This window comes from Megasphaera vaginalis (ex Srinivasan et al. 2021) (assembly GCF_000478965.1).
Lineage (GTDB): Bacteria > Bacillota > Negativicutes > Veillonellales > Megasphaeraceae > Megasphaera > Megasphaera vaginalis.
The window spans coordinates 1-10935 of the sequence record NZ_AWXA01000040.1; the positions used below are offsets into that span (position 1 = coordinate 1).

General features: G+C 45.2%; 8 protein-coding genes. 5 read left to right on the forward strand and 3 right to left on the reverse strand.

What is annotated here, in order from left to right; genetic code table 11:
- The first annotated feature begins 63 nt into the window (after positions 1-63).
- The 5 genes from HMPREF1250_RS06760 to HMPREF1250_RS06780 all read left to right on the forward strand — a co-directional run bounded on the left by HMPREF1250_RS06760 (position 64) and on the right by HMPREF1250_RS06780 (position 7670).
- Positions 64-1479, forward strand: a complete 1416-nt coding sequence (locus HMPREF1250_RS06760) for a GntP family permease (protein ID WP_023053908.1) — start codon at positions 64-66, stop codon at positions 1477-1479.
- 18 nt (positions 1480-1497) lie between these two features.
- On the forward strand, positions 1498-3042 hold the full coding sequence (locus HMPREF1250_RS06765; protein WP_023053904.1) for an acyl CoA:acetate/3-ketoacid CoA transferase: 1545 nt from the start codon (positions 1498-1500) through the stop codon (positions 3040-3042).
- Positions 3043-3065: 23 nt separating this feature from the next.
- Positions 3066-3491, forward strand: coding sequence for a MaoC family dehydratase (locus tag HMPREF1250_RS06770; protein WP_231391299.1), 426 nt, complete (start codon positions 3066-3068; stop codon positions 3489-3491).
- Between the two features lie 1546 nt (positions 3492-5037).
- The gene (locus HMPREF1250_RS12040) at positions 5038-5223 is read left to right on the forward strand and encodes a hypothetical protein (protein WP_231391297.1); all 186 of its coding nucleotides are present in this window, start codon (positions 5038-5040) and stop codon (positions 5221-5223) included.
- Positions 5224-6686: 1463 nt separating this feature from the next.
- On the forward strand, positions 6687-7670 hold the full coding sequence (locus HMPREF1250_RS06780) for a peptidoglycan-binding protein (protein WP_023053909.1): 984 nt from the start codon (positions 6687-6689) through the stop codon (positions 7668-7670).
- A gap of 120 nt (positions 7671-7790) precedes the next feature.
- On the opposite strand, the gene HMPREF1250_RS06785 is transcribed toward HMPREF1250_RS06780, so the two are convergent.
- The 3 genes from HMPREF1250_RS06785 to phnD all read right to left on the reverse strand — a co-directional run.
- Positions 7791-8417 (reverse strand): response regulator transcription factor, encoded by a 627-nt coding sequence (locus HMPREF1250_RS06785; RefSeq protein WP_023053906.1) that lies wholly within the window; start codon positions 8415-8417, stop codon positions 7791-7793.
- Positions 8410-9858 carry a sensor histidine kinase gene (locus HMPREF1250_RS06790; protein WP_023053907.1) on the reverse strand — a complete coding sequence of 483 codons (1449 nt, stop codon included), beginning with the start codon at positions 9856-9858 and terminating at the stop codon, positions 8410-8412. Before HMPREF1250_RS06790 ends, HMPREF1250_RS06785 begins: the two co-directional genes overlap by 8 nt.
- Positions 9851-10935: phosphate/phosphite/phosphonate ABC transporter substrate-binding protein (gene phnD / locus HMPREF1250_RS06795; protein WP_231391298.1), on the reverse strand; the 1085-nt coding region annotated here is incomplete at its 5' end. The genes phnD and HMPREF1250_RS06790, both read right to left, overlap by 8 nt.

The window sequence follows — 10935 nt, forward strand, 5'->3', positions numbered from 1 at the left end:
ATGAAATAGATAAAATTCTATAGTTGAATATTTTTATTAGTTTAAAGATAGGAGTGTGGGGATATGGATTTTAGTGTAGTCATTATTGTGTTGAGTCTTATTGGGTTAATCACCTTTGCTTATAGAGGTTTTTCTGTTATCATGATGGCTCCTATTATGGCTTTGTTTGCAGCCACTCTTTCGGGTTTTGACATCATGCCGTCCTATACAGAATTATTTATGGGAAAAGCCGTTACGTATATTAAGTCTTTTTTCCCGATCTTTATTTTAGGAGCAATTTTTGGGAAGGTAATGGAAGATACTGGGTTAGCGCGAAGCATTGCCAAAGCAATTATTACCGGATTGGGGAAAGAACCTCATAAAGCCGTTATTTCTGTTGTTATAGCAGCAAGTATCCTTACTTATGGTGGGGTTAGCTTGTTTGTTGTCGTTTTTGCGGTATATCCTTTCGCGGCGGCATTATTTAAAGAAGCAGATTATCCCAAAAGATTATTACCTGCCCTAATTGCATTAGGGGCGTTTACAGCAACAATGGATTGCCTGCCGGGGACCCCTCAAATTCAAAATATTATACCTACTACCTACTTTGGTACGACTTTATATTCGGCACCTCTTGCAGGTATTATAGGGGCATGTATTATTTATATTGGAGGGGGATTTTATTTAACTCATTGTTTGAAATCAGCGATAGCAAATGGAGAAGGCTATGGGAATCATACTTTGAATGAACTGGAAGTTGGTGATGATAGCAACTTAGTTAATTGGAAGCTTGCTTGCTTGCCGTTATTAGCTGTTTTAATTGTTAATTTTGTTATTACAGAAACCGTTACTTGGAATCCTAATATATTGGATGCATTTCATAATATGAAAGGAGTCCCACTGGTTGCAGCGGCGGTGAAGAATGTAGCAAGTATTTGGGCATTACTCATAGCTTTAGTTGTAGGTATTATTTTGGCTCTTCTTTTGGGACATAGGAAGATTACTTCTGTCAATGCTTTATCTAAGATATTGAACGCCGGTGCTATTGGTTCGCTGTTGGCAATTATGAATACTGCTTCTGAGGTTGGATATGGGAATGTAATTTCTCAGTTACCTGGCTTTGTTCATGTAGCACATGCATTGACTAGTATTACTATTGGGGGAACACCGCTTGTTTCGGAAGCTGTTAGCGTTACTGTGTTGGCTGGGATTACGGGGTCGGCCTCGGGCGGCTTGGCGATTGCTTTAGAGTTAATGTCAAAAGAATGGATTGCGTGGGGAGCGCAGATTGGTATGGGGCCGGAAATCCTGCATAGAGTCGCGTCTATGGCCTCTGGGGGATTGGATACTCTGCCTCATAACGGCGCCGTTATTACATTATTAGCTGTTTGTGGTATGACTCATAAAGAGTCTTATAAAAATATTTTTGCGATTACATTAATGAAAACGCTGGCAGTTTTTGTTATTATAATTATTTATTCAATTACAGGATTACATTAACGAAAAGGAGTTGGTACCATGGTAAAGTTTGTTGGGGCGGAAGAAGCTGTAAAGAATATTCCTAATGGAGCTACCATTGCTACGAGTGGATTTGTTGGGGCACTTGTTCCTGAAGGGATTTTAAAACAGGTGCAAAAATCTTTTATAGAGAATAATATTCCTAAAGATTTGACCATTATTTACGCTGCAGGACAAGGTGACGGCGGTGAAAGAGGGTTAAATCATTTAGGGGAAGAGGGTTTGTTAAAATGTATTATTGGTGGGCATTTTAATTTAACTCCTAAACTAGGAAAATTAATTATGGATGAAAAGGTATACGCATATAATTTACCTCAGGGAACACTGTCTCAATGGTTTAGAGATGTTGCAGGACGTCGTCCCGGTACCATCACAAAAGTGGGACTGGGGACTTTTGTTGATCCAAGATTAGAAGGCGGGAGAATTAATAAAAAAACAACGGAAGATATTGTTAAGGTTGTGAATATTGATGAAGAAGAATGGTTATTGTATCCCTCAAGGCCAATAGATGTGGCAATTATTAGAGGAACGACTGCAGATGAAGATGGAAATATCACTCTTGATGGTGAAGTTGGCACAGGTGAGGTTTTAGCCATTGCGGAAGCCGCGAAAGCGTCTAATGGAATCGTCATAGCCCAAGTAAAGAATATAGCGACTAGGGGTACTTTGGACCCTAAAGTTGTTAAAGTCCCTGGGGTTATTGTTGATTACGTTGTTCAGGCCAGTCCGGAAGATCATATGATGACTTGGGGGCATGAATTTAATCCTCTATATAATGGCGATATTAAAGCGCCTTTAGGGGCGTTGGAAAAGATGCCATTAAGTAATCGGAAAATTATTGCTCGTCGGTGTGCCATGGAATTGGTTCCTAATGCTGCGGTCAATTTAGGTATTGGAATGCCAGAAGGTGTGGCTTCAATCGCGGCTGAAGAAGGGATTGGAGATCAACTTACTCTTACGACGGAAGCTGGAACAATAGGAGGTGTTCCTGCTGGTGGTAGTGATTTTGGCGCATCGACTAATGCCCAGGTTATCCTTGATCAACCATATCAATTTGATTATTATGATGGTGGGAATCTAGACTTGGCAATTCTAGGATTGGCTGAATGTGATTCTCAAGGGAATATTAATGTCAGTAAGTTCCATGGAAGAGTTGCTGGTTGTGGTGGGTTTATTAATATTACCCAGAATTCTAAAAAGGTTGTTTACTGTGGGACGTTCACTGCAGGGGGATTAAAAGAAGAAATTAAAGATGGTGAGTTACATATTATCAACGAAGGTAGCAGCATTAAATTTCTCGAACATGTTGAACAAGTTACCTTTAGTGGAAAGTATGCAATGACAGTATCACAGCCTGTACTCTATGTCACGGAACGAGCTGTGTTTAAGTTGACGTCGGATGGACTGGAGTTAACGGAAGTTGCTCCAGGAGTTGACATAGATAAAGATATTCTACAGTATATGGAATTTAAGCCTATTATGAAGAATGTAAAATTGATGGACAACCGTATTTTTGGTGAAGAGGTTATGGGATTAGTTTTATAATAAGGTTTGTAATCAATTTGGAGGTGGACATATTGGCTAGAGATATAAGGTATGTTGATATTAATATAGGAGATAAGGCTTCTTTATCAAAAACGATTAGTGAGCATGATGTATATACTTTTGCTGGGCTTACAGGCGATTTTAATCCTGTTCATATCAATGCGGAATTTGCTAAAGAGTCTATGTTTAAACAGCGGATTGCACATGGAATGATTTCGGCGGGTTTAATTTCTGCTGTTTTAGGGACAGAATTACCAGGTATTAATACTATTTACATGAATCAGGAATTAAGTTTTTTGGCACCGGTAATGTATAATGATACATTGACTGCTACCGTTGAGTGCATTGAAAAAAATGATGAAAAACATCGGATCGTATTTAAAACAACGGTAACTAATCAAGATGGAAAAGTAGTTACAGATGGGAAGGCAAGAGTTATGAAGAAATAGCTTTATTGTAGAAACGGCGATTGGCTTAAATTTGTCTGGGAAGATTTATTGTTGTTTCATTAACCAATATAATTCGTGTCAGAATTGGTTAAAAAAGAGTACGTAGTTTAAGCTGCGTACTCTTTTTTTGTATAAAGAGAGTCACGAGTTAGTCGTGTGGTTCTAAAAGGCCGTAGTTATACCTAGGGAAAAATAACACTTTTGACGTGTTAGTAACGCATCGTGCAGGCTTGCAATATACATTTACACCATAGTAAAAATGACATTCTACGTGCGTATCCAAACCCTAACGTAGGAGACTCTTTTACGAAGCACTTATCATGAAACACTCGTTTTCAAGAGTGTGAATAATTTCTATAAATAGATCCTTTATGACCTTAGAAATGGGATAATTTTAAGGGGGACTCTATACTGGATATATAGTGGTCAACTCACCGCTGACTTTATCTTAAGTCCGAACGATATAGACTATTTCTTAGTGATACCAAATGTTGTCAGATACAAAGCGTTTTAATAAGAAGTGTTTGCTGGAAGACACACTTCATTGGCTATTAGGTATTAGTATGAATAATTCAGGCTCTCAATAGTGTTGATTGTATAAAATGCTATATGGGGATAGCCCATTGAAAATTTAAAAATCAGCGTTATGGAATTCAAAGCGTCAAATCAACATTTTATGGCTACTAGATAACGTGGCGTCCATTTTTTATCCACTTCCTCTAGCGGTTTGAAGTCTATCTTCCGATAGTATGGGAGATTATTGGAAAAAGTCCTGATGGTCTTTGTTGAAGACATATTTTAGCGCATTATAACCTATATGGATGATGCGGCGCTGGTGTTCTTTCAGCAGAAAGCCCATCCTTAAGCTCCGTAAGTATATCAGATATTGCACTGCAATTTTTTAGGGACGGTCAAAACAACAAGATGTAATGTGATAAGATATATGTTACGGAAATAAATAAAAAGGGAGGAACTTTGGTACAATGGGTTTTACTACAAACGTTCAAGTACTAAAGGCGTCCTCTCATGAAAAGTATAATTGAAAAAATGCGTTTCCGCCAGCGTTTATGTGAATATGCGATTAGATATGGCGTGACTTGTGTTGCGAAACGATATCACCCTAATAGACAATTTATGTATTGGCAATTAGAATAATACGACAGGAGTTGTTTGTAGTCTCGCATTTAAATTAAGAAGATCCTACAATAACCCCAAGGCACATAGCGAAGAAGAGATTGCCTTAATTCGCCGAATGCTCAAGCGTAATGGAGTGTATGGGTTAGCAGAAGTATATGTTAGATGATACAGTGCGGCTATGTCTACAGCTTCGGAAGCCGGTGTAGACATATACGAAAACAAAGGTTATAAGAAGCCGGGGATCTACAAAAAGAGTTACTGTAAATATGACCACGTGGAAGGAAGATATCAGGGAGACAAGATCTAAATTGATATCAAGTATGTACCGGCTGGGTGCATCCTTCCTCCCAATTATGGCTATCAATACTATCAGATTACAAGGATAGATGAATACAGAAGAAAGTGTGTCTTGAAAAAAGCTAAAGAAAAGAGTACTTACGAAACCAGTAAATACTTAAAAGAGTTTGTAAAGAGGAGGGGACTGATTCGTATGATCCAAGTGGACAACAGTCCAGAGTTCGTAAATGCTAGTGAACGAACAGTGTTAAAAAGTGCATTTGAGAAAACCGCAAACGCGTTGCATATGGAACTGTGAAGGATGAGCCTCTATTCTCCATGACAGAATGAGAAAGTCGAACGAAGTCAGAAAGCAGACGGCAAGATTCTGTACAGTAGAAATGTATTTACAAGCGGGAACGAACTAAGAAAGCAAGTAGCAATGCATAAGGCTCGATATAACAAGATGGTAAAGACTATGCGGTCATTTAAGAACCTAAACTAAGTTGTATCAAAATACTACTCAAAGTGTAACACATGTCTTGACCGTTAACTATTGAGACTGGTCAAGCCGTCAAGCCTGTTTTTACCAATCTCAATGGTAAGGATTTCCTTGAGTTTTCATCAATTACGTCCATCACGACACAGGCTGCTGTCTTCGTGCTTTACATAAAAGTGAATTGCGTGGATAGATACTGGCAAGTAGTTAAAACTGCCATTTTTTGATCTGGGGCAGGTTCTATCTGTAACATTGGATATAGAGTCTCTCTGAGGCCTTGAAGTTATAGATATCCTTTAATGTGGCAAAAATCTGTCTGGTAGTTATTCCATTGATGTAAATAGAGGCTATTTTCTTATTAAATGGAAGAAATGTCTTTCTGACGATTGTTGATCACCTGCGCAGGAAAGTAACCTCTTTGGACTGTGGGACATTAATCTGAAATTTACCATAACTACTGTTGAGCCTTTTTGGTTTGTTACCATTGAGGGCAGGTTCAGCTTTGCTCTAGTCTAGATAGCCCGTCCATTTCGTTTTCTATCGTCTCCTTGAGAATATTGTTGAGTAAATTATTCAAGGCATATTAGATGTCGTTGGCTCTATCGATGGTGTATTCATGGAAACGTTATTAGGCAATAGTAATCTTGCTTTTACATGGGAAGGCATTTCTTTTGCTTTGTCATGATAGTTATGGGGGGGCCGGATGTTTCCGAGTGAAAGTAAATCACAAAGATTTTTGTATACTCTCCCTGAACATGATATTTTTATGACGGCTGGTATCTGGTAATAGCTGTATTAATCCATTCATATACAAGTGCCTCTCTTGGAATTTTTGCGATATTCAAAGATTGGTTAGAATAAGAGTAAGATATCAACTTTCCACTTTCTTTTATAACTTAAACTCTTCTTTTTAGAATTATCAGTATTTTATACCTAAAATACTTTACAAATATTATGGACAAAGTATGAAAAGAAATATTACTTAATAAGGACGTAAACATTGTTACTTCCCTTACTAGTTTCTCCCTTTTGTATCGTCATGACGAAACGCTAAATTGCATAGCGGGTTTAGAGCCTTACCGTGCGGCGTATGTGGGGCTGTTCAATCGGCGCCGGTTTTTGACGATCAGCCGGTTCCGTGCTATAATGTAAAAACAATGTAAGGAATGTGAAGCTATCCAAAAGTGATGATCTTTTGGATAGCTTGTTTTGTTCAGCGACGATTTGGGAGCAGGTCTTAAGAGGATCGGATATCACATAGTTATTCCAAAAGGAGTATCGATATGAAATGGGTTTACAACGGTATGATTCTGGCTTGTGCAGTGGCGGCTCTGGCTGTTTTGCCTGCCGGCGCTACGTTCCATCCCGGTGACAGGGGGCCGCAGATTCTGGAAATACAGCAGGCCCTGAATGCCGCAGGATATGCGGTCGACGCCGACGGAGATTACGGCAGCGGGACGGCGGGAGCTGTGCGCGCGTTCCAGACCAGTCACGGCTTGGATATCGACGGCATTATCGGAGCGCAGACGTATAAGGCGATTATGGGTAAAGCGTTGCCGGAGAATAAATGCAGTCATTTCGTGCAGAAAAAGACTGACGCCGCTTCGGCAGGAACAGGTCAGACGATCGCGCCCATGGCCGTTACGGCTGATAATGAAATTCAGGTCGTACAACAGGCCTTGGCGTCGCACGGATATAGCGTCGTTATCGACGGCGTTTTCGGCAGCGGTACGGAACAGGCGATCCGCGAGTTTCAGCGGCAGCGCGGTCTGGACGCCGACGGAATCGTCGGCAAGGCGACTTTCTATGCGCTGACGGGGCAAGTATTGCCGACAGGACCGATCCGTCGTTTCGGCAACGGCGGCTACGGCGGTTCCATTGCCATCGACGGCGCCACGACGGCGATTGCGCAGCGCGTTTTGGGGATTGCCAATCAGTATATCGGCGTTCCTTACGTTTTCGGCGGTACGACGCCTGCCGGCTTCGATTGCTCTGGATTTACCCGTTACGTGTATTCTGCCGTCGGGATTGACTTGCCTCGCGAAGCCGATGCGCAGTACGGCGTCGGATATACGGTATCAGCACCGAACCTGCAACCAGGCGATCTCGTCTTTTTTTCGACGTATCTGCCCGGCGTGTCCCATTCGGGGATTTATATCGGCAACGGACAATTTATCAGCGCGACGAACGCCGGCGTCAGCGTCGATAATTTAAACAGTTCGTACTGGTCATCGCGCTATGTCGGTGCCAAACGCGTCGTAACCTGATGGCGTACTAAGGCGGGAGGTAATTAAAAAAATATAAAAAAGAGAACGTTTCCCTTGAAACGTTCTCTTTTTTTATGCGTGTCGACAAGCGTGATTGCGGCGTATCGTGCAAGTACTGGGTCAGTGCAGTAAATGGCGCTTCAAAGCGTAGTCGACAAGTTCCGCATTCGTTGTACAATTGAGCTTGCGCATGAGTCGCGTCTTATAGGTGGAAACGGTTTTTACCGATAAATAGAGCCGTTCGGCAATGGCGGAAAGGGAATTGCCGCGGGCAATGAGGGTCAGCACTTCCAGTTCTCGCTGCGACAACGCCGGCGGTTTTTCGGCGCTGAGGCTTTCCACGAGTGCGGCCGTCGCTTTTTCCCCGAGGTAGCGCTTGCCGCCGGCGATGCTGTGCAGGGCGGCAAAGAGCTCCGTGTCGAGCGTATCTTTGCAGAGGTAGCCGTCGGCGCCTTGCATCATGACCTCCTTGACATATTGCTGCTCGCTGTACATCGTGAGGATAATGATCTTTACGGGGTTGCCGGCGCTCCGGATACGGTTCAGGCATTCTAGGCCGCCCATGCCGGGCATGGACAGATCCAGAAGGATGACATCTATTTCTTCCGTTTCCAACAAGGAGAGGACCTCTTTTCCGTCAGAAGCTTCGGCGACGACGGTAAAATCGGGCTGTGACTGTAAAAGAAGCTTTAGACCGGTGCGCAGGACGCGGTGGTCGTCGGCTAAGAGAATGCGGAGTTTATTCATGATCTGGCGATCCGAAGGTCATTTCTTCCGGCAAGGGAAGGGTGATGAGGATCGTCGTGCCTCCTTTCGGGATACTGTTAAGGGTAAACGTGCCGTTCAACAATGCTACTCGTTCACGCATGCTGACGAGGCCCAGATGGTTTTCCAGGCGGGCTTTTTCCGCGTCGTCCGGGTTGAAGCCGACGCCGTCGTCGCTGATCGTCATATTGAGCGTTCCCTCCAGGCGCTGCAGGCTGATGGATACGGCGGAGGCGTGAGCGTGGCTGACGATGTTTGTCAGCCCTTCTTGCAGCGTGCGGTAACAGAGCAGGGATACGGGACGGGCCAGGTCGTCGAAATTTCCTGTGTGAGAAAATTCGAGCGTCAGTTCTTCATGGGCGCTGCGGAAGGTTTCCATATATTTTTCCATGGCGCTGACGAGTCCCAGGTCGTCGAGAAGGGGCGGATGGAGGTTGACGGCGAGACGTCGCAGGCTTTCCAGCGTGTCTTTGGTGACGGTACGAACATTGGCGAGGAGAGCCCGTCCCGTTTCGGTCGGAATATATTCCCTGAGAACGCGCAGATAGGCGAGAATGGAGGCCATAGATTGGCCGGCTTCATCGTGAAGTTCGCCGGAAATACGGCGCCGTTCATCTTCGCGGGCCGTGAACAGGCGGTTGATCAGTTGCAGACGCAGCGCTTCTTTCGCCTGAAGCGAAGCCAGCAGGGCCGAATTCTCCGCGTCTTTTTGCCGCAGCTTTCCGGTCATATCGTTGAAGGCGGCTGCCAGCCCGCCAATGTCTTTGTCCGCGTCGGGTTCGACTGTTACGGTATAATCGCCGCTGCCGAGACGGCGGACGGCTTCCGACATCATTTGCAGGGGCAGCAGGAACGCGTAGGCGAAGCGGGATGCGAAGAACGACGCGACGGTGCAGACGACGAAGATGAGGACGAATAATTCCAGACCGCGGCGCAGCAGGAGCTCGTACATCTCATTTTCCATCATGCCGATGCGCAGATAACCGACTAAGCCGTCGTCAATGGGGTACATGATTTCACGGATATAGCCTTCGTTGCTGTCAAAGGTGATCGTATCATATTCCGTCGTTCCTATCGGCCGTCGCTGTTGCGGCAATCCTTGCGGCAGCCCGGCGGTAAAGGTGCTGGTCAAGATGTCTCCTTGCGGCTTTGTGACGATAATATAACGGACGTGATGGTTTTTGTTCTTAATTGCCAGTAGCTGTTCCGTAATGGCGAAGCGGTCGTCGACGAGAATTTGGCTGCTAATGACGGAGCCGACGGAAACGGCGATTTCCGTGCCTGTCTGGTCAAGGTTTTCTTCCAGGGAGCGGCTGGTCGTGTAGAGGAGTACGGCGCCCATGACAAGGCCGCTGATGAAGATGGCGCCGACGAGGAGGATATTGAATTTTACATAGAGACTGTGTCCGTTTATCTCACTCACCTGGCTCTCTCTGTGTGCGGAGATAATTCCTGCGCAGCGGCTCATACAGTTCCGGCTGCGGCGGTATGAACTGATCGATGATTGCCTGGCGCAGCGCCGGTCGGAGCGACGCTTCACTGCCCAGGGCGTAAAACAGTTGCCGCAAGGCGGCCTTTTCCGCTGCCGGCAAATCACTGCGTATCACGACCGGTCCCGTCGGCGCTTTTGAAAGCGTTGCGATGATCGTCACTTTTGCACGGAGCTGCGGATTTTCTTCCAGCATGTGTTCGTAGATCTGGCTGTCGACGCTGGCGGCGTCGGCAAGGTGATTGGCAACGGCCCAGATCGATTTATCGTGATTGTATGTATAGAAGTAGTGGTGAAAATAAGCGTCTGCCGTCGTCTGTTCATCAAGCAGGCGGTAATCGACGGCAAGGCGCCCGGAATAGCTGATCGGGTCGGTGAATGCGAAAACCCGTTGCCGCGTATCTTCGAAAGAGCGGACTTGCCCGTCTTTGGCGGCAATGACGTAGGTTTCGTAGAAAATGGTTCCCTTCGTTTGCACCATTGCCAGAATTTCGATCGGCCTGCCGCCGCGATAAGCGGCATAGGCCCCTGTCGAGACGAAGGCGATATCGGCGTCGCCGTCGGCAAGAAGCCGATTCAGCTCACCGTAGGTCCGTCGCTGCAGCAATTTGGTCGGCCTGCCGCTTTTGACGGCGATATAGTCGATCATCGTCTGGTACGCCTGGCGAGTTTCCAACGGCGACATAACGGAAGCAAAGGCGATGCGCAACGGCTTTGCTTCCGCCGTTTCCGGCGTCGTTGACGCCGCTTCGTCTTGTGTGGCGGAAAAGTCGATGCGCCCTTGCGGCGATGAGCAGCCGGCAAGGAGCAGGCAAAGCACGGTGACTGAAAAAAATACGATGGGCCGCAACAATCTCATAAAACGTTTCCTCCTTAGCCGCACCTGTTTATTACTTCCATCATACCATAAACTATTTCGGCCGTCAGTATTTTGCTGGCCGGCGGAGCCTTGCCCGACAGTTGCCGCGATAATCTGCAACCGCCGGTTCAAGGCAACTAAAAAGAAGGCCA

Excerpts from the sequence above, each read along its gene's own strand:
- HMPREF1250_RS06760 (WP_023053908.1), top strand. The coding sequence starts at position 64 with ATGGATTTTAGTGTAGTCATTATTGTGTTGAGTCTTATTGGGTTAATC.
- HMPREF1250_RS06765 (WP_023053904.1), top strand. The coding sequence starts at position 1,498 with ATGGTAAAGTTTGTTGGGGCGGAAGAAGCTGTAAAGAATATTCCTAAT.
- HMPREF1250_RS06780 (WP_023053909.1), top strand. The coding sequence starts at position 6,687 with ATGAAATGGGTTTACAACGGTATGATTCTGGCTTGTGCAGTGGCGGCT.
- HMPREF1250_RS06785 (WP_023053906.1), bottom strand. The coding sequence starts at position 8,417 with ATGAATAAACTCCGCATTCTCTTAGCCGACGACCACCGCGTCCTGCGC.